The organism is Dyadobacter luticola, from assembly GCF_005860805.1.
Taxonomy (GTDB): Bacteria; Bacteroidota; Bacteroidia; order Cytophagales; family Spirosomataceae; genus Dyadobacter; species Dyadobacter luticola.
Genome location: NZ_VCEJ01000002.1, coordinates 1,742,480 through 1,761,450, shown reverse-complemented (window position 1 = coordinate 1,761,450; position 18,971 = coordinate 1,742,480). Strand labels below are relative to the sequence as shown.

16 protein-coding genes are annotated in these 18,971 nt (G+C 50.4%); 10 read left to right on the top strand and 6 right to left on the bottom strand.

Annotated features, from left to right (window positions below; translation table 11 throughout):
* The first annotated feature begins 99 nt into the window (after positions 1 to 99).
* Both FEN17_RS07390 and FEN17_RS07385 read left to right on the top strand, forming a co-directional pair.
* The gene (locus FEN17_RS07390) at positions 100 to 1,071 is read left to right on the top strand and encodes an aldo/keto reductase (protein ID WP_138364628.1); all 972 of its coding nucleotides are present in this window, start codon (positions 100 to 102) and stop codon (positions 1,069 to 1,071) included.
* Positions 1,072 to 1,110: 39 nt separating this feature from the next.
* Positions 1,111 to 1,959: a helix-turn-helix domain-containing protein gene (locus tag FEN17_RS07385; RefSeq protein ID WP_138364627.1), complete on the top strand. Its 849-nt coding sequence runs from the start codon at positions 1,111 to 1,113 to the stop codon at positions 1,957 to 1,959.
* A gap of 55 nt (positions 1,960 to 2,014) precedes the next feature.
* On the opposite strand, the gene FEN17_RS07380 is transcribed toward FEN17_RS07385, so the two are convergent.
* Positions 2,015 to 2,449 (bottom strand): hypothetical protein, encoded by a 435-nt coding sequence (locus FEN17_RS07380; protein WP_138364626.1) that lies wholly within the window; start codon positions 2,447 to 2,449, stop codon positions 2,015 to 2,017.
* Between the two features lie 263 nt (positions 2,450 to 2,712).
* Here FEN17_RS07380 and FEN17_RS07375 point away from each other — a divergent pair, with 263 nt between their 5' ends.
* Positions 2,713 to 3,360: a FadR/GntR family transcriptional regulator gene (locus FEN17_RS07375; RefSeq protein ID WP_138364625.1), complete on the top strand. Its 648-nt coding sequence runs from the start codon at positions 2,713 to 2,715 to the stop codon at positions 3,358 to 3,360.
* Positions 3,361 to 3,399: 39 nt separating this feature from the next.
* Positions 3,400 to 4,608 (top strand): MFS transporter, encoded by a 1,209-nt coding sequence (locus tag FEN17_RS07370; RefSeq protein ID WP_138364624.1) that lies wholly within the window; start codon positions 3,400 to 3,402, stop codon positions 4,606 to 4,608.
* Positions 4,609 to 4,628: 20 nt separating this feature from the next.
* Here the strand turns inward: FEN17_RS07370 and FEN17_RS07365 are convergent, their stop codons facing one another.
* On the bottom strand, positions 4,629 to 5,111 hold the full coding sequence (locus FEN17_RS07365; RefSeq protein WP_138364623.1) for a response regulator: 483 nt from the start codon (positions 5,109 to 5,111) through the stop codon (positions 4,629 to 4,631).
* Positions 5,112 to 5,303: 192 nt separating this feature from the next.
* Here FEN17_RS07365 and FEN17_RS07360 point away from each other — a divergent pair, with 192 nt between their 5' ends.
* Positions 5,304 to 6,179 carry a response regulator gene (locus FEN17_RS07360; protein WP_138364622.1) on the top strand — a complete coding sequence of 292 codons (876 nt, stop codon included), beginning with the start codon at positions 5,304 to 5,306 and terminating at the stop codon, positions 6,177 to 6,179.
* An 18-nt stretch (positions 6,180 to 6,197) separates the two neighbouring features.
* Here FEN17_RS07360 and FEN17_RS07355 read toward each other — a convergent pair whose 3' ends face one another.
* Complete coding sequence (locus FEN17_RS07355; protein ID WP_138364621.1) at positions 6,198 to 10,019, bottom strand: CheR family methyltransferase; 3,822 nt, start codon at positions 10,017 to 10,019, stop codon at positions 6,198 to 6,200.
* A 429-nt stretch (positions 10,020 to 10,448) separates the two neighbouring features.
* Between FEN17_RS07355 and FEN17_RS07350 the strand changes: the two genes are divergently transcribed.
* Positions 10,449 to 11,045 carry a DsbA family protein gene (locus FEN17_RS07350; protein ID WP_138364620.1) on the top strand — a complete coding sequence of 199 codons (597 nt, stop codon included), beginning with the start codon at positions 10,449 to 10,451 and terminating at the stop codon, positions 11,043 to 11,045.
* 6 nt (positions 11,046 to 11,051) lie between these two features.
* Here the strand turns inward: FEN17_RS07350 and FEN17_RS07345 are convergent, their stop codons facing one another.
* From FEN17_RS07345 to FEN17_RS07335, 3 genes are read right to left on the bottom strand one after another with little or no spacing between them, the layout of a single operon-like run.
* Positions 11,052 to 12,056, bottom strand: coding sequence for a glycosyltransferase family 9 protein (locus tag FEN17_RS07345; RefSeq protein WP_138364619.1), 1,005 nt, complete (start codon positions 12,054 to 12,056; stop codon positions 11,052 to 11,054).
* Positions 12,053 to 13,033: a glycosyltransferase family 2 protein gene (locus FEN17_RS07340; protein WP_229208723.1), complete on the bottom strand. Its 981-nt coding sequence runs from the start codon at positions 13,031 to 13,033 to the stop codon at positions 12,053 to 12,055. The genes FEN17_RS07345 and FEN17_RS07340 overlap by 4 nt, the downstream gene beginning before the upstream one ends.
* Positions 13,033 to 14,748, bottom strand: a complete 1,716-nt coding sequence (locus FEN17_RS07335) for a carbamoyltransferase family protein (RefSeq protein WP_138364617.1) — start codon at positions 14,746 to 14,748, stop codon at positions 13,033 to 13,035. Before FEN17_RS07335 ends, FEN17_RS07340 begins: the two co-directional genes overlap by 1 nt.
* 259 nt (positions 14,749 to 15,007) lie before the next feature.
* Between FEN17_RS07335 and FEN17_RS07330 the strand changes: the two genes are divergently transcribed.
* Genes FEN17_RS07330 through FEN17_RS07315 form a run of 4 tightly spaced genes read left to right on the top strand, consistent with a single transcriptional unit; the run spans position 15,008 to position 18,970 of the window.
* Complete coding sequence (locus FEN17_RS07330; protein WP_138364616.1) at positions 15,008 to 16,003, top strand: glycosyltransferase family 4 protein; 996 nt, start codon at positions 15,008 to 15,010, stop codon at positions 16,001 to 16,003.
* Positions 15,978 to 17,309 (top strand): glycosyltransferase family 4 protein, encoded by a 1,332-nt coding sequence (locus tag FEN17_RS07325; protein WP_138364615.1) that lies wholly within the window; start codon positions 15,978 to 15,980, stop codon positions 17,307 to 17,309. Before FEN17_RS07330 ends, FEN17_RS07325 begins: the two co-directional genes overlap by 26 nt.
* A complete protein-coding gene (locus FEN17_RS07320; protein WP_138364614.1) occupies positions 17,293 to 17,871 on the top strand; it encodes a D-glycero-alpha-D-manno-heptose-1,7-bisphosphate 7-phosphatase in 579 nt (192 codons plus the stop codon). The genes FEN17_RS07325 and FEN17_RS07320 overlap by 17 nt, the downstream gene beginning before the upstream one ends.
* Positions 17,858 to 18,970, top strand: a complete 1,113-nt coding sequence (locus FEN17_RS07315; protein WP_171037864.1) for a glycosyltransferase family 9 protein — start codon at positions 17,858 to 17,860, stop codon at positions 18,968 to 18,970. Before FEN17_RS07320 ends, FEN17_RS07315 begins: the two co-directional genes overlap by 14 nt.
* Position 18,971 lies beyond the last annotated feature (1 nt).

Sequence of the window (18,971 nt, the reverse complement as noted above, 5' to 3'; positions counted from 1 at the left end):
GCCTGATCCGTACAGGCAAGTTATTTGAGCCGTGCGCGCAATACGCCGAGGTACGGAATTCTGCACCTTTGTAACATTCAAACATTAAACCAAAAAGCGATGACGACGATTAAAAAAATAAATTTTGGCCAAAACGGCCCGCTGGTTTCCAAACTTGGATTGGGCTGCATGCGCATGTCCTCGGTCTGGGGCGGGCCGACAAATGATGAAACGGAAAGCGTAGCAACCATTCATGCAGCGCTCGATAACGGAATTAACTTCCTGAATACCGGCGACTTCTACGGGGCCGGTCATAATGAATTACTGGTTGGAAAAGCCGTGAAAGGAAGGCGTAGCGATGCATTTATCAGTGTGAAATTCGGTGCTATTTTTTATAATGGTCAAATGCTGGGGCTGGATCTTCGGCCGAGTGCGATCAAAAATTTTATCAGCTACTCGCTGGTGCGTCTCGGTATGGACTACATTGATCTGTACCAACCCTGCCGCCTCGATGGCAGCGTACCGGTGGAAGATGTGATCGGGACGATTGCCGATCTGATCAAAGAAGGAAAAGTGCGCCACCTCGGCGTGTCAGAAATTACTGCCGATCAGCTGCGCCAGGCAAACAGCATTTACCCGGTATCTGCCCTGGAAATCGGCTACTCGCTCGCCGACCGCCAGATCGAAGCCGACTTGCTGCCGACTGCAAAGGAGCTGGGCGTCAGTGTTGTAGCATTTGCAAACACAGCCGAAGGATTGCTTACCGGCGACATGAAAGCGCCGCTTCCCGAAGGCAACTATCATAGCCATTTTTCACGTTTTCAGGGTGAAAATTTAATCAGGAATCTGGAAAAGGTTGAGCTTTTGAAGCAAATGGCAAAAGACAAAGGTTTTACACCGACGCAGCTGGCGATTGCCTGGGTGAATGTACAGGGCAAGCACATAATGCCGCTGGTAAGCATGAGCCGCAGGTCGAGGCTGCCAGAGAATACGGCCGCGATGGACATTACGTTCACCACGGAAGAGCTCGATACATTGAACAAACATTTTGCTGTCGGTGAAATTTTGGGAAGTACGTATCTTCAACGATAACCGGGTAACTTGCAAGTCCCATTTTAATACCTTTACGGCGTGACAAATCCAGCTGAAATCATTCCCGGCATCCTGTTTTACTCCTACCTTTCGACGGTCAGGAAAGACAAAGTAGCATTCATGGAGCACAATACCCTGGTGCTGCAGATTGCCGGTCATTTTTCACTGCAAACTGCCAGCGAGCAGGTTTCCATGGGGCCGGGCCAAATGCTTTTGATACAGAAAAACCAGCTGGGCGAACTCACCAAAACGCCGGTGGATGGGCAGGATTATCAGACGATTGTGATCACTTTGCAGGAAGATATGCTCCGAAAAATTGCGCTCGAAGAACAGATAGAACTCGGTCAGAAGTATGTCGGTCCGCAAAATATCCTGATCCCCGGCAACGATTATCTTCGCGCATTTTTCCAGTCCATTATTCCTTACGTACGTCATCCCGACGAGAAAATCACGCATACGATGGGCGTTTTGAAGGTGAAGGAGGCGGTACACCTCCTCCTTCACACCATGCCCGAGCTGGAAGAATTTCTGTTCGATTTTTCGGAGCCTTACAAAATGGACCTCGAAAGGTTCATGCACAGCAATTTTCACTATAACATTCCGGTCGAAAAATTTGCCAGGCTTACCGGACGGAGCCTGGCCGGTTTCAAGCGCGATTTTCAGAAGATTTTCGGCATGGCGCCGCGGCACTGGTTGCAGGAAAGACGCCTCGCCGAAGCCCGCCACCTCATCGAAACCAAACACAAAAAGCCCTCCGCTATCTACCTCGACCTCGGTTTTGAGAGCCTCTCGCACTTTTCCTATTCCTTTAAAAAGAAGTTCGGCGTAGCGCCTACGGAGACGCGGGGTGACTTGGAAAGCAAAAAAAATACTATCCAGGCTCTTTGAAGCTGGATAGTATTCTTTCAAAATCCGTTACCGGACTTGTTTGTCAAATTTAAAATCAGCGTGTTGCTGAAAGTTTGAAATCAATGCCTTCCGCGTCGGTACCATTGACGGTAATTTTCTTTCCGTTGATCGTGCCGACTTTTTCGTTATCGTAAACAAGATCAATGCTGCTGCCATTTTCGATGAGCTGAATGTCGCTGGCGTCGAGGACCATAAATTCGTCGCCGGAAGATTTGGAGCGGATATCCAGTTCCACATCGACGCTGGTCGGCGTTTTTTTTACAATGCGGATATCGCCTTTCAAATCACTTTTCTCAGCCGGGATTTTCTTCCCGTCGAATTCCAGTTCAGAAAAAACGTAGGTACCGAGACTTCTCGTCGCCAGATCCTGCGGCGCGGGATCATCTTCTTTTTTATCCTTGCAGGAAGTGAGTGAAATGCACAGGAGCAGCAATGCTGCGAGACTTTTGAGCGTGAACAAGTTTTTCATAGCTAATATTTTTTTGTTTTGATGCCTCAAAAGTAGCCCCGCCCAAACAAGACCGAAACCGCTTTTCGTATGGAATGTAATTTCCTGTTACTGATATGGTTAGAATGTAGTCTGAAATGTAAATGTTAGATCGAAAGCAAAATCGTGCGGTGATTCAGAAATTAGGTTAAAGTAAAACTCGAACCGCTATCATTCATCTCTCAAAATAAACCCATACATTTGCCAAACATCAGATGATCTGACATCTGCCTATCTTGAAATCAATGTTGCAACGTAAATCGCTGGCGCAGGAGGTGGCTGAGCTGATCCGGCAGGATATCAGGTCGGGGATTTATGCGGTGGATGAAAAGCTGCCGGCTGAGCCGGAGCTGATGAAAAAGTTTGGTGTGGGGCGCTCTACGGTGCGGGAGGCGATTAAGTTTTTGACACATTCGGGTTTTGTGAATGTGCTGCAGGGCGTCGGGACGCGGGTGGTAAGTACTACCGGAAATGCGTCGCTGGAACATACCTTGAAGCGGTCGGAATTTGCTGATTTGTTTGAAGTGAGGCAATTGCTAGAAATCCGCATTGCCGAGAAAGCTGCGCTGAACCGGAATGATGAACAGTTGCAGCGGATGGAAGCGGAACTGCAAAAGCGGGGACAAAATGCCGTCGACGGACAGCTTGATGGTTGTGTCAAAGCCGATGTGGCATTCCACAGCATTATGGCCGAGAGCTGCGGTAACCATCTTTTACATGAGCTTTACAAAATCATTTCCGTGCAGCTCACGCAGTTTTTTATTGAACAATTTACCGATACACAAACTTTTCTGAAAAGCCAGCCCTGGCATGAAGAGCTTCTTGCCCAGGTGAGGGCGCAAAATCCTGCCAAAGCCCTGAAAATCGTCAATAAAATAATCGGAACTGTTTAAATTTTTTTACCCTAAGTCGTCAGATGATCTGATGTAAATATGAAAAACGAAGCTACCTTAAAATACGCCGGAGCTACCACATACAGCATCCTTTTCGCGATCAGCATTTCTCACATGCTCAATGATGTGATCCAGTCGGTGATCTCCGCGATTTACCCCATGCTGAAAGTTAATTATGGCCTCAGCTTTGCGCAAATCGGGATCATTACGCTTTCTTACCAGCTTACGGCTTCCATTTTACAGCCCTTCGTAGGCATTTACACCGACCGCCGGCCGTTCCCGAGAGCAGTAATGTTCGGGATGTGTTTTTCGCTCGCCGGTCTGCTGATCCTGGCATTCGGACGCACATTTCACACCATCTTAGGTGCAGTAAGTTTGGTAGGGGTTGGCTCTTCAATTTTTCATCCTGAGGCGTCACGGGTAGCGCACCTGGCTTCGGGTGGGAAAAAAGGATTGGCGCAATCCATTTTCCAGGTAGGAGGGAATCTCGGCAGCGCTATCGGACCGCTGCTGGCGGCATTGATCGTGGTTCCGCTGGGGCAATCTTATATCAGCCTTTTCGCTTGCCTGGCCATTTTTGCGATCATTATTTTGGGCTATGTCAGCAACTGGTACATTGGCAATATGGCGCCGAAACCTGCACCGGGTACGTCAGGAAGCCCGGCTATTGCGCGCAGGTTTAGTAATGCTACCATCGCGTATTCGATCCTGATTTTACTCCTGCTTATGTTTTCGAAGTTCTTTTATATGGCTTCGATGACCAATTATTTTACCTTTTTCCTTATCGAAAAATTCCACGTTACCGTGCAGCAATCGCAGATTTATCTGTTTGCTTTTCTCGCCGCCGTGGCCGCAGGTACCATTGCCGGCGGGCCGATCGGCGACAAATATGGACGAAAAATTGTGATCTGGGCGTCAATCCTCGGCGCCGCTCCTTTTGCCATGGCATTGCCTTACGTCAGCCTGCAACTAACCATCGTCCTGGCGGTGATCATCGGTCTGCTGATAGCCTCCGCATTCTCGGCGATCCTGGTATACGCCACCGAGCTTATCCCCGGAAAAGTCGGTGCAATTGCAGGACTTTTCTTCGGATTGTCTTTCGGTATGGGCGGTATCGGCTCGGCACTGCTGGGCTGGCTGGCCGATATGCGGGGCATCATTTACGTTTTCTCGATCACGCCATTTTTACTACTGATCGGTCTGGTAACGTGGTTTTTACCTAATCTGGAAAAAAGAAAGGCCGCCTAATTACAAGGAAATGGCCTCACTCACGCTTCTTCCAACTCCGACGTTTCCTGATCGGGCAGTGCCAGGCGGTTGTAATCGATCCAGTACCGGCAGATGGTTTCAAGCAGCAGCCGCAACTCATCGAAGTCTACGGGCTTGATAAAAAAGGAGTTCACGCTCGACCGGTAGGCTTTGTCAATGTCGGCCTGGGTGCTGTTGTTGCTCAGTACCACGATTGGGATGGTGTTCCAGGCGGTGGCTTTGTTGGAAGGACTGCGCCGCAAAAGTTTGATCATTTCAAAACCGTCGATCGTCGGAAGTTCCAGGTCCATAATGATCAGTCCCGGCAGCTTGCCGCTGTACTCTTCGGTCGATTGTAGAATGATAAATTGGTAGAGTTCACTTCCTCCCTGAAAAAATCGGATGTCGTATTCCGGCAAGAACTTCTTAAAAATACTTCTGACCAGATGTCGGAAATCGGGAGAGTCCTCCACGATGTAAATTTCTTTTCTCTGCGTTGTCATCGGGATAGGTTCGTATTGGGTTTTTATTCAGCGCTACACGCTGCGTATATCTTTCCAGAAAAAATTATTCCAAGCAACAATCCTGCCATTTAAACTTACTGAATGGTTTTTGGCACAATTCTTATGCGCTCATGACTATACGGTGCCGGGCGCTCTCGGAACCCGATCAGGCTAAAAGGGAAAATCTTATAGATGAAATTATCCAGTACAATTTTTATTGTCGATGACGATGAAGACGATCGGTTAATGATGGGTGACGCGATCAGGGGCGTTGTCGAAAATATTAATATTGTGGAGGTAGCCAGTGGTACGGAGCTTTTTCAGCACCTCGACGAAAACCCGTCTTCCGACAGTTCGCGACTGATCCTTATTGACATGAATATGCCGCGCATGAATGGGCTGGAACTGCTGGCGATCCTCAAAGGTGAGCCGAAATGCAGCACGATTCCCGTCATCATGCTTTCCACTACTTCCAATCTTCAACTGGTAAACCGGGCTTACGAGCTGGGAATCAACGCATTTCTGGTCAAACCCACCATGATGGCGGAGTTTGAGTGGATGGCGCAAATGATCAATTTCTGCTTTGTTACCAATTTTGCGCTGGGCAGTCTGCCGTCTTCCAAGATCAGTCCGGGATGGAAAAACGTGCTGGTGATCGAGGATAATGATGATCACTGGGAGCTGATGAACTTTTCGCTCAAACGCAGCATGCCCGACGTTCGGCTTCAACGTATAGCGGAAAAAGGCACGCTCCTGGAAGATATGAAAGGTTACATCGATGGACCCGCCGGGCCGGAGATCATTTTGCTGGATCTGTATGTGCCTGAGCGGGAAGATGGCCTGCATTTGCTACGGGAAATTCGCCGCTACCTGGTCGAAAAGTCGCTTCCGAACATTCCCGTTATTGTTTTCAGTTATTCCAATTCTTCGCAGGATGTCAACGCGGCCATCAGTGAGCTGGCCAATGCTTATCTCGTTAAGCCACTGGATGTCAGCCTCTGGCCAGTGTACCTGCAAAATCTTTGCGATGTCTGGTCCAATGCTGCCAGCCTCCCCAGGGCCGTCTGAATCCGGCCCGGGAACAATTTACTGGTGATTTTTGGGCAAAAGAATATCAAACCTGGTGCCCGAAGAACTGGTCTCCACCTGCAGCTTGCCGCCCAGAATCCGCACCAGCTGTTTTACAATAAACAAACCGACGCTATCATCCATTTTCAGCGGAGGGTCTTCAACACTCGTTTCGCGCAGGTTATCATTACCATCATTTTCTATTACCCTGTCCACCAGCCAGCCGGGAATGCCAGAGCCGGTATCACTGATCACCAGGCGCCACTGCGGCCGGTCTCCCATCAGTTCGGCATCTGTCCATTCAACTTTGATATGACCGGTTTCCGTATACTTTAAGGCATTGGTAATCAGGTTTTGGGCCAGCCGCGCGATTTTTGGGGCGTCGCTTTCAATGGGTAGTTCGGCTGGGCCGTCGTAATCAAAGGACAATCTTTTTGCTGAAATAGCGCTTTTCAAACTTTCGATCAGGTTACGCAATGTTTCCGAGACATTGAAAGAGGAAATTTCCAGCTCTTCCTCGCCGGTTTCCAGTCGCGCAAAATCAAGCAGCTGGTTCATCATCGCCGCCACCACACGAAGGTTTCGCTGGATCATTTCAAGGTTTTTTCTCCTGTCATCTTCTGTTTCCATCAAGTTCAGGAGGGAGGCTGCGCCGCTGATGATGCCAAAACTGCTGCGGAGATCGTGAAATGCAGAGCGGAGGATGGAGCCGCGATGATGCACATATTCCTTTAACGCAGAGAGCGATTCGATGAGCTCGTAAGAATCGTTCAGACGGTGCATGAGCTCGTCCTGTTCCAGCCGCGCATGCTTTAATGTATTGATATCCAGCTCAGTAATTGCAATGCCGTGGTCGTGGCGGGTGATCGATACGCCCACCCATTTTTTCTCCTGCTCCGAAAATATTTCTTCATAATGTCCGACCTGGCTTATTGCCACTTTGAGCATAATATCCACGCGCTCAACAGGATACAATTGCGAAGCGGTCTTTTCGGTCAGTGCGCTTACGTCTTTTCCAAAAACATGGGCAAACTTCCGGTTACAGACAATCAGCACAAAATCTACGGGCACGGAATGCTCGTCGTAGACCGTTTTGAAAAAGCCGATGGATGCCGGAGAACTGTCGAGTACCGCCTGCAAGCTCTCCGCAGTCCTGCCCAGTTCCGCATTCACAAGCTCCAACCGGGCATAAGCAGTTTTCAGATCCGCGGTACGTTCCTCCACGCGCTGGTTCAGGCGTTCATTCAATGTTTCCTGAAATTCTTGCCGCTCCTGGGCCAGTTTCTGAGCCTTCCGGTGCTCGGTAATATCCTCAAAAACAAGTAGTATAGTTTGCCGCCGGCTTAATAAAACCCGCCGCGCGTGAATGCGCATCACACGTTCTTCCTCGGGCCGGACCATGATTTTTACCTCATAACCCGAAATGCTCGAACCGCCGTGTACCAGGCCGTGCATAATGTTCCTGAATTCTTCAAAATCCAGCTGCCGGTTTCCCAGCTCATAAATCGTACTACTTTCGGTATTGGCTTCGTTGGTCTGAAAAACCTTATAAAATGCCCGGTTAGCCACTTTGATCCGCAGCTGCTCGTCCACAACCAGTGTCGCTTCGTTGATTGTGGAAAGGATCGCCTCGGAGTAATTGTATGATTCCGTCAGCTGATCGTTCCGGATCTGCAATTCCTGGTTAATGGTTTGCAATTCCTCATTTGCCGATTCTATCTCTTCCTTGCTGGTTTCCAGCTCTTCATTAATGCTTTGCAGCTCTTCATTACTGCTCAAAATCTCCTCGTTCGCCGACTGCAATTCCTCGTTACTCGCTTCCTGCTCCTCGATAATCGAGTGCATATCCTGCCGGAGCGCGGCCAGTTCCGCTTCCAGCATCAAAACCCGCTTGTCTGCGTCCTCGGTCGAGATTCCAGCTTGTACCGGATGGTCTTTGGTCTCTTCAAAAAGGATCAGAAACAGTTGCTGATTATCGGGATTCGTGAGTGGGATCGCCTTGATACTCACGTAACGTGTCTCATCCGCCACCACGATTTCGAGCCCGCTTTTCCCTGCGGGCTGTGACGTTTTTCTGGCTTTGTGAATGGCATTGCGCAGTTCCAGCACCAGTCCCGGCCGCGCCATTTTTGATAAATTCAGGCTGGCCTTGCCTGGTGCGGGTTCCAGAAAAAGACTGGTTGATCCGCGGAATTGGAGGATCTCCATGTCCTGGTCCACGATAATACTGGGCGGTACAAAGTTGCTCAACAGCCAGTTATCCACGAGTTTATCAAGCTGGGCTGCTGATAATACTTCCTCATTTTTGACAGATCTTCTGGCGTCCGTATAGTTGATTTCGTCCGGTGAACCAATGTTGCCCGGTATCCGCGCGAGCGTACGGTTTTTTCTGGCAAAAACTTTAAAATCCTTATCTGTTTGTGTAAAATGTGATGAAGCGGTACCTACTGATTCCGATTTTCCGAGCAGCAGCACGCCGTCGGGCGTCAGGGCGTAGTGAAATGTTGCGAGCGCTTTTTTCTGTAAAATATCGTCGAGGTAAATCAGCAGGTTCCGGCAGCTGACCAGATCGATGCGGGAAAAAGGCGGATCGCTGAGCAGATTGTGCTGCGCAAAAACGCATAAGTCCCTGAGCGACTTGTTGATACGATAATGGTCGTCTATTTTGGTAAAAAAACGCGCGAGCCGCTGGTCGCTCACATCTTTCATTTCGCTTTTGGTATAAACCCCCAGCCGCGCCTTGGCAATCGCCGTCTCGCTGAGGTCCGTGGCGAAAATCTGGATTGGTGTGCTGGTAACCCGGTCGCCCAGGATTTCGGTCAGCAGCATGGCCAGCGAGTACGCTTCCTGGCCGGTAGAGCAGCCAGCTACCCAGAAACGGATCGCTTCGCCGGGCGCCTTGTTTTTTAAAACAGATGGGATAACCTGTTTTCTGACATATACCATCGTTTGCTCGTCCCTGAAAAAACTGGTGACATTGATGAGCAGATCGTCGTACAACGTGGCTGCCTCGCCCGGGTGCAGCTTGATATATTCCACATACTGGCTCAGCTTTTCGAGCTTGAAAAGCAGCATGCGCCGGATGATCCTTCTTCGGATCGTACTTTTTTTATAATGCCCGAAATCCATCCCCACGGTGGTTTTCAGGAACATCAGGATCTTGTCCAGGTCCTTGTCGGGCTCGTCTTCCTGCTTGCTGTCTTCGGTTTCCTGGGTTAGCTGAAAAATGTCGGTATGTTTGCTGAGGCGGTTGAGCTCGCTGGCTATTTCCTTGGGAGAGAGCACCATATCCACCACACCTTCGCGGATGGCAGACTCTGGCATACTCGGATATTCCGCCGTTTCATCCTGCGCGAAGGTAATCCCACCGGCTACCTTGATAGCCTGCAAGCCCAGCGTACCGTCGCTGGCCATACCCGAAAGCACAATGCCGATCGCGCCATCTTTTTGTCTTTCGGAAAGAGATATAAAAAACTGATCGATAGGCAAGTGAATGTGCGGCCGGGGCTTCCGGGGCATCAGCACAAGCACGCCGTCAACGATCTCCATGTCGCGGTTTGGCGGGATGATGTACAAATGATCTGGTTTCACGTGCATCAGCGGCTCGGCCTCTGCTACCGGCATCGGGGTAAGTTTCGACAATATTTCGGGAAGGCGGCTGTCGTGCGTCGGCGAGAGGTGCTGAATGTACACAAATGCTAGGCCGGTGCTGGGAGGAAGGTGTTCCAGGAGTTCGGAAATGGCCTTTTGTCCCCCGGCCGATCCGCCGATCGCCACCACGGGAACGGGCCGGTCGTGCGGTTCGAGATTCGTGTAATGCGTATTTTCCTCTTTTGCCATTATTGCGTTCGATTGAAACGCAATTTATCGTTTTAATGAAGTACTCAGCCAGAAATGTGCGAGAAAGTGCATTTGCAGTGGCTGTGGCGGTGTAGATTTTTGTCGAAGGGGCGCCCCAATAAGCAAAATCTGTTCTAGCCAGGATGTGGAAAAATCGTAGCGTATATTCCACGATAGTTAGTGCCTACTGCGGAAGTAGTTGCCAATTTTGTTGCATTGCCTTTTTTAAGGTCTGATCCTTCCGCAACGTTTCTAAGTAACCGCTTTTTTAATTCCGTGCAAATCGGCAATATCCTCTACTGAATCTGCCGGAAGTGGGATTTAAAACCCGTGGCAAGCTTTTGGGGTATGGATTTTTAGCAAAAGGCGGCCTAATCGGAAATGATGCATCGATGAAATCACCTAACCATCAACAATATTGATTTTACTATGTACAGATCAGAATCCCTGCCCCAACCTATTAAAATTGTTTTGTACACACACCCGTTTTGCCGCACCAGCTGGAACATGCAAAAACACTGGCGCCGGTTTGCCGACACTTTTGCGAGCTACATGACTTATCAGTTTTGTATTTCAAAAGAAACGCCGGCATCGGCCACGGAGGAAGAACCCGTCACGTCGCCGCATGCTGCCTGCCTGGCTGTAAAGGCAGCGGGTCTGCAATCGCCGCTTGCTGCGGATTTGTACCTGGAAAGACTTCGTGAAGCAGCTTTTGTAGAAGATCGCGATGTTTCGAAAATGAATGTCCTGGTGGAACTTGCACGGGACGTGAACAAAGCCCACCGCGGCTTCTTCGACTTTCAGCGTTTTGGCAGTGACTTTGACGCAAAACCGGCGCGGCTGGCCTTGCAGGCGGACCTGCAAAGAATTTACTGCAACCGCATTGAAAAATTCCCGACCATCACGATGACTACCGCTGGTACAGGACTTAAAATGACCGGATTAAGCACTTATCAGCAGCTTGCCCAGAACATTCATCGGTTGATGGACATGTCGCAGAGAGTAAAAGCCGCAGTAGCCAAATAGTCAAGTTTATTCTGCGGGCTGCATGTTGCTTTTTTCGAGCAGCTGTATCATGGAAGCCAGTACCTGGTCGAAATTCTGCTCGACCGTCCAGTCGAACGTTTTGTGAATATCTTTATTCAAAGGTCCCCAGCGCTCGGGCTCGCCGTCCATGCTGATGACAATGCTCGGCGTGCGTGTGGCAGAAGCAACATGCGACACGCCGGTACAATTGCTGATCAGCAGGGCGGCTTCACGGATCAACTGGGCAATTTCGCCTTGATTGGTTTTGCCGGTCAGATCGATCGCCGGATATTCCATCGCTTCCAGTACCTGGCTGGTGATCGGCGCCTCACTTTCGGTGCCGGTCACTACAATGTCGAGTCCCATGCCCGCACATTGATCGGCCAGCGCTGCAAAGTGGGAGGGAGGCCACTGCCGCCAGGCACCCCGCGAGCCGGGATGCACACATACATACCGGCCTTTTTCGAGCATATCATTTTTTTCATGCAATTGCGCAGCGTCCTGTTCACTGACCGGAAATTCGAGATCAGTACCCTGTGACGGAATCCCCAAATGTTCCATCAGCAGCAAATGCCGCTCGATTTCAGAGATACCTGTCGGATATTCCAAAAAAAGTGCGGGATCATAGTAACTGCCTTCGCTGTGGAAACCAGCAACCGGCCCCGCGTCCAGTTTGATCAGCATGTCATTCACAATACTGCCATTTCCCTGCATTTGTAAAATGAGGTCAAAAGATTGCTTTTGAAGTCTTTGTTCAAATTCATGAAAAGCAGCTTCCTCGAAAGGCTGCTCGGGCAAGCCGGGGAAACCGGGGAAGTGGATGAAATGATCGAAGTATTTTGAAAAGCGCACACAGAAAGAAGCCGCCCAGGGAAGTCCGAGCAAAGTAATTTCGGCTTCGGGGTACGCGTGCCGTAAAGCGCGGAAAGCGGGTACGGTGCAAAGCATATCGCCAAGCTGCAATGCCCTGAAAACCGCGATGCGGCGGGTAGTTTCTGCTGGAAATTTCATAGGAAAAAAACTTTATAACGCAGTGCGCCGCGGATGGTCCAGTATACAGAAAGATAAGGTATCAGCAGGGATGTGACGATCATCTCCATCCGGTGTGAAAAGGACGCATTGGTACCCCTGAGCCTTTTTACAATAAAAACTCCTACCGAGAAGATCCATACAGCCAATGCTGCAAAACCCAGCGAAGGAATATGCATGGCGTAACCTAAAATCGCCAGTATACTGGCTGCAATGATGGTGTAGTAATTCCAGACTGGCCCGGAGGAAATGCGTTTTCTGTAAAAATCAGGGTGTTTTTTAAAAAGCAATGCATTGAACATACTTTTCTTTTGCTCGGCCAGGCTTACGCCCCACCTTGCCTCCCGCGCCGGGTGACAAATAGACGCTTCGGGCACACGCGCAATCGGTATCTGATTTTCCAGCAGCTTGAATTGCAGGTCAGAATCCTCCCGCCAGGCGGCCGGAAATGATTCGTCGAAGCCGCCGGTCAGTTCCAGGGCCTCACGGCTGCATGCGCAGTTGGCCGTCACAAATTCGGCTGTGGAAAGGTTCGCAACATTCTTTTCGTAATCTGTCGGCAGCTCCGGTATCGGCACGTGCACACGGCCGGTGAAAGCAATTTCCTGCCGGTCGTGAAACCGGTAGGCGCGCCAGTAGGAAGCCAGCCAGTCGGGATCGGGGATGGTATCGTCATCCGTAAAAACGATCAGCTCGCCCGATGAAATTTTCCAGCCATAGTTACGCGCTGCAGCCGGGCCTTTTTTACTTTCGAGATGCGTATATCTGATGCAGTCCGAATTACCGCAGGTAAGTTCATCCACCAGCTTTTCCGTGTCAGGATCAGGCCCGTCGGATACGATCAGTACCTCGAAATAGCAGCCGGGATAAGTCTGGTTGCAGATGGCCGCCAGGCATTTTTGTAAAAGCGTGGGACGCCGGAATGTCGGAATCACCACGCTGATGTTCACTGGGATCATTATTTTTCCAAAATGAATGAATTGATAATGAGTGCATCAAAAGGGGAAGTCCAGAAGCATTCGATTGCGTCGCGGGGCGAACATACAATCGGCTCGCCGCGGGTGTTGAAAGAAGTATTGACAAGCACCGGAACGCCGGTCAGTGCATTAAATTCCGTGATCAGGTCGTAATAAAGTGGGTGCTGGTCGCGATTGACAGTCTGCACCCTCGCAGTACCGTCGGTATGTCGCACGGCCGGAATCTGGTCCGCTTTCTCGTCCCTCACCGGGTATACAAAAAGCATAAATGGCGAAACATTAGCACGTTCAAACCAATCATTGGCAGCTTCTTCGAGCACCACGGGCGCTACCGGTCTGAAATCCTCCCGGTCTTTAATATCATTCAGCCGGGCCTGCATGTCGGGGTGGATAGGCGAGGCGAGGATCGAGCGGGCGCCCAGCGAGCGCGGGCCAAATTCCATGCGTCCTTGGTACCAGGCAATCACCTTATCCTGCGCCAGGATCTCGGCGGTTTCCTTCGCAATGTTGGTCAGGCGCTTGTACGGCGTTTTTGCCCAGATCATGAATTTCTCTATTTCATCATCGGTATATTCCGGTCCCCAGTACACATGGTCCATCGGCTGCGTATAGCGCATATCGTTTGAGGTAGCGTTCAACTGGACGTCCAGCCACTGCGCGGCGCCCAGGGCAGTGCCTGCATCACCGGCTGCGGGTTGCACCCACACATTTTTGAAAGGCCCATTATCCCGGATCACTGCATTCATCACACAGTTCAACGCCACGCCACCAGCCATCACCAGATTTTCGGAGCCGGTTTGTGCGTGCAGCCAGTGTGCCAGTTTCAAAACGGTTTCTTCCAGTGCTTTTTGAAGCGAATGTGCAATGTCGTGGTGCAGCTGCTCGAAAGGATCTTCCTTGGTCCGGCCCGGTCCCCAGAGCTGCTCGGGATCAAAGTCTTCAATGGTATACTGGCCGTCTTCACCCACTTGGATGATCGAGCGGAAGTCTTCAAGGTAAACCGGTTTTCCGTAAGAAGCCAGCGCCATCACTTTGTATTCGTCTGATGAATGCAGGAAGCCCAGGTAGGTCGTCATTTTTTCATACAGCATCCCAAGAGAATGCGGCATATCTACCGTCGCGAGCTGCGTCAGCTCATTATTTTTACCTAAAAAATAACCGGTAGTGGCTTTTTCACCGCGGCCATCCAAGGTAAGCACGGCAGCTTCTGAGTAGGGCGACGGGAAAAATGCGCTTGCGGCATGGGCAATGTGGTGGTTGACAAAAGACCATTTACCGGCAATGTCGCCGCCATTGGCCAGTCTTTTTTGCAAATGGTGCGGATAACCGTCGCGGAGCTGCTCGGGTGATTTTTTGATATAATTCAAAAACAAGGTATCCCAGCCATTATAGACATTGGTTTCTACCAAAGTGCCCAGGTCTTCGTCCAGCGGACTCTCGTACACCGATCCTTGCGAAACACCTTCCGGGTCGAAGGAATAAGCAATGTGGTCCACATCTTTCAAACTGATCCCTGCGGTTTTAAGACAGTAATCGATGGCATGAAAGGGGAGTTCCCAGGTTGAAAAAGGCACCGGCCGCTTGCCGTGCTTAATGTGGGTAAAACGTTCTTCTTCGGCGGCTGCGATGATACGTCCGTCTTTTACCAGGGCCGCAGCAGTATCGTGGAAAGCTGCATTAATTCCGAGAATATACATAAGCAAATGATCATTATTTGAAGTGCCGGCGGCAGCCGGACAACTATCATGCCAGGTAACCCTTAGAGCCGGATTAGCATCTTATTAAAATGGAATGTGAATGCTTCTTTGCCCGGTGTGGACATTCTTCCTTGAAAACTTTACCCAATAGCCTCACTTCTGTCGTGTTTAGCTAAAAGTCTGTCGGTCAGAGAAGCGTTTCTCCGGATGGCACCGTTTTTGACAAGCCGCCCGCGATTCTAACTAACGTTAACATTACATGAGCGGAATAAGCAGTCAGGGCCGGTTGAGAATTTTCACCTGGCATATTCACGGCAGTTATCTATTTTATTTATCCCAAGGCACTTATGATATTTTCATTCCTGTAAATGGTACCAAGACCGAAGGCTACTACGGCCGCGGCGAAACATTTCCGTTTGGCAATAATGTGATCGAAGTGGATGTGGCCGACCTCCGTGACATGGAATTTGACTGTATTCTTTTCCAATCGGAGCGCAATTATCTTATCGATCAGCATGAAGTTTTGTCCGACAGGCAAAAATCGCTGCCGAAAATCTACGTCGAGCATAACACGCCGGAGCGCCACCCCACCAACACCCGCCACGTAGTAACCGACCCGGCAGTGACGATGGTGCATGTCACGCATTTCAACAAGCTGATGTGGGACAATGGCGGCAGCCGCAATGTGCGCGTCATCGAGCATGGCGTCTGCATTCCGCCGGTGCATTACCAGGGTGATATTCCAAGAGGTATTGTGGTGATCAACCACATTGAGCAGCGGGGACGCATTACCGGCTGGGATGTTTTCGACGAGGTGCGCAAGCACGTGCCGCTGGACCTGATCGGGATGGGTACCACGGATTCGGGCGGGCTGGGAGAGGTGCTCAATCCGCAGCTGCCGGAATTTATCAGTCGTTACCGGTTTTTCTTCAACCCGATCCGCTATACCAGTTTTGGTCTGGCTGTCTGCGAAGCGATGATGACGGGTATGCCGATCGTCGCACTGGCGACCACGGAATATGTGACGGTGATCAAAAACGGAGAAAATGGGATTATCGATACCAATATTGAAAAACTGATCACGGGCATGAATGCGCTGATCAATGATGCCGCACAGGCGCGCAAGCTGGGCGAGGGAGCGAGGGAAGTGGCGATGGAAAAATTCAATATCAGCCGGTTTGCAGCCGATTGGGAAAACACTTTCAGACAAACTATTCAACTTAACCATCATGAAAAGGAAAATAGCATTCATTAGCGAACACGCCTCTCCGCTGGCCGTTTTAGGCGGCGTAGACAGTGGCGGTCAGAATGTATATGTAGCGGAAATCTGCAAATCACTCGCGCGCCTGGGTTATATCATCGACATTTTTACGCGCCGCGACAGCGAGGACCTGCCGGAGATCGTACAATGGTTGCCAGGTATCCGCGTCGTGCATGTAGCCGCCGGCCCTGCGCAGGAAGTACCCAAAGAGCAGCTGCTGGGTTTTATGGATGAGTTTTCCGAAAACATGATCCGGTTTATCAAAAACCTGGGTAATTCTTATGAACTGGTCCATGCCAATTTCTTTATGTCGGGGCTGGTTGCGTCGCGGATCAAAGAAGCTTTGGGCGTTCCTTATGTGATCACATTCCATGCTTTGGGAAAAATCAGGATGATCCACCAGAAAGAAAAGGATGCATTTCCTGTCACCCGGCTCGATATTGAGCAGATGATCGTGGAAGATGCAGATTATATCATTGCAGAATGTCCGCAGGACCGCGACGACCTGATCGAACATTACCAAGCCGATCCGTCGCGCATTACCATCATTCCCTGCGGTTTTAGCGCCGACGAATTTCATCCGCTGGCGAGGCCGAAAGCCCGGAAACGGCTGGGATTGGCAGAGGACGAACTCGTACTTTTACAGCTGGGCAGGATTGTGCCGAGAAAGGGTATCGACAATGTGATCCGCGCGCTGCGCTATCTGAAACACATTCCAAAGCTGCGGCTGCTGGTAGTAGGTGGTCCCGACGATGCGCCTGATTTTGAGAAAGATGCAGAATTTAAAAGATTGAAAAATATCGCCGAAGCCGACGGTGTTTTGCCTCAGATCGAGTTTACAGGAAGACGAAACCGCCAGCAGCTGAAATACTATTATCAGGCAGCCGACTTTTTCATTTCCACGCCCTGGTACGAACCCTTTGGCATCACGCCTCTGGAAGCGATGGCCTGCGGTACGCCAGTGATCGGCTCGGCAGTAGGTGGTATCAAATACACCGTCCGCGACGGAGAAACAGGCTTTCTGGTGCCGCCGCATGATCCGGAAGCGCTGGCAAAAGCGGTTTTAGAAGGGATTAAATGTCCGGTAAAATATGGGCAATTAAGGGAAAATGCATTAAAACGCGTAAATAGGTACTTCACCTGGTCTTTTGTAGCAAAAAAGGCTGATCAGCTTTACAACCGCATCGGCAGCCGCGTGAAAACGCATCCTGCTACTTATCTGATCATGCTGGATAAATCAGGTACCCAAAACAGGAGCAATTTTCCAAGCAGCGTTTTAACTTATGCAGCAACAAGCTAACAAAACGGTATTTCTCGACAAAGACGGGACACTTATCAGGGACGAACCTTATAATGCTGACCCGGCAAAAGTGGTTTTCGAAGAAGATGTTTTCGAGGGACTGCGCACTTTGCATGGCGATGGTTACCAGCTGGTAATCGTTTCCAACCAGCCGGGGCTGGCGATGGGCCTGTTTTCCCAAACCGAGCTGGACGCGCTGATCCGGTTTTTTGAAGACCAATTTGCTGAAAATGGGTTGGTACTGGCGGGGTTCTATTACTGTCCGCACGCGCCTTCCAATGAGTCAACATTGGCCTGCGACTGCCGGAAGCCGGAGCCAGGCCTGCTCCTCCGTGCAGCCCGCGAAATGAACATTGACCTGGAACATTCGTGGATGATCGGCGATATTCTCAATGATGTGGAGGCGGGGAACCGCGCGGGCTGCCGCACGGTGCTCATCGACAACGGAAACGAAACCGAGTGGCTCGAAGGCCCTGCGCGTGTTCCGGACTACACCACCCGCTCTTTCCTCGATGCCGCGGATTACATTACCAGTCAAACCATATCCGATGACAGTATCTGATAGCATACCTTTGCGTAATGTGCTGTGCATCAGAGCCGACAATATGGGCGACGTACTCATGTCTTCACCAGCCTTATGTGCATTGAAGGATACTTTTGGCAGCAAAATTACTTTGCTTACCTCGCAGGCCGGGTCGCTGGTAGCGCCTTACCTCAACTGTGTGGACGAACTGATCATTGCAGAGCTGCCCTGGGTAAAAAGTATTGCCGAAGATGCGCCCGATTTACAGGTACTTGCCGCAGATATTGCCTCCCGCAACTTTGACGCAGCGATTATTTTTACGGTTTACAGCCAAAGTTCACTACCGGCCGCCATGCTCGTTTCGATCGCTGGCGTCAACATCCGCGCGGCTTATTCACGCGAAAATCCATACGATCTGCTCACTACCTGGCTCCCCGATACGGAACCTTACCAGCAGATCCTGCACCAGGTAGACCGCGATCTGAACCTGGTTAAAGCATTGGGCGCCAAGCCGGTTGACATTCACATCAGGTTAAAGCGGAATGTAGCGGATTTTAAACTGGTACATGAGAAGCTGGCGCCTTTTCATCTCAGGCTGGAAACACCTTTTTTGCTCCTCCACCCCGGAGTATCCGAAGAAAAGCGCCGGTTTCCGGTTGATTTATGGATAGCGGCCGGCAAATTACTCGAAGAACGATTTAACATTCCCTTGCTGATTTCAGGCTCGGCTTCGGAAAGGGAGCTGGCGGGTCACATTGCGGCCGGGATCGGGATAAACGCCATTAATGTGGCCGGAATGTTTTCTTTGGGAGGTTTTATTGAAGTGGTCGCGCATGCAGCCTGCGTGGTGTCGGTCAATACTTCTACGATTCACATTGCTGCTGCTACGCAAACGCCGGTGGTGGTTTTATACGCACAAACCAATCCGCAGCACACACCCTGGCAAAGTCCGCATGAAATCCTGCCATTTTCGGTACCCAAACATCTTCAAAGTCGCAACCCGATTATCCGCGATGTTGCCAGCTGGTTATATCAGGAGGAAATTCCTTACCCGGAGCCAGCTGATATTGCCGCCGCTGTGTCCAGGCTGATCGTGCTCAGGAATCACGGCCTCGATCCTGTCCCAAATGAGGGTTGAT